The organism is Polaromonas sp. P1_G2 (assembly GCF_056405515.1).
Map to the genome: position 1 here is coordinate 1 of NZ_JBFUBY010000892.1, position 520 is coordinate 520.

General features: G+C 61.9%; 1 protein-coding gene. It reads right to left on the reverse strand.

The window, feature by feature from the left end; translation table 11 throughout:
- Positions 1–496, reverse strand: a 496-nt coding sequence (locus AC1D0P_RS28195) for a substrate-binding domain-containing protein (RefSeq protein ID WP_477679750.1), incomplete at its 3' end; no start/stop codon positions are given.
- Positions 497–520 lie beyond the last annotated feature (24 nt).

The window sequence follows — 520 nt, forward strand, 5'->3', positions numbered from 1 at the left end:
GCACGAGACCGATCTTCTTGGAGGAGTTCGGGCCGCAGCCCTTGACCACGGCTTCGGCTTCGAGACGGCCGAGTTCAGTCCAGTCGCCGCCGACATAGGCATCGGCCTTGAAGTTGGCCGGGTTGTCGATCAGGAGCACGAAAATGCCTTCCGACTGCGCCTTCTTCATCAGCTTGGAATAGGAGTTGAGGGCGGGCGACATGACGATCAGCACGTCCGGCTTACTGTCAGAAGAAATCACTTCGGTGATCGCCTGAGCGCCGGCCTCGACGCTCCAGTTCGGATCGCGGGTTTCGAACTTGCCGCCGAAGGCGTTGACCTCGCGCTGGATGATCGCCGACCAGCCCTGGGCGAGGTCGAAGCCCATGGCCATCGGCACCATGACGATGCGCTTGCCCTTCAGCGCGGAGGAATAGGCTGCCGGCGCCGGATCGTCGGCAGCCTTGGTCGAGACGGTGGCCGAAAGCGAAATGCCAAGCACGGCGGTCGCCGCCAATATGGTCTTCCAATAGTTCATGTC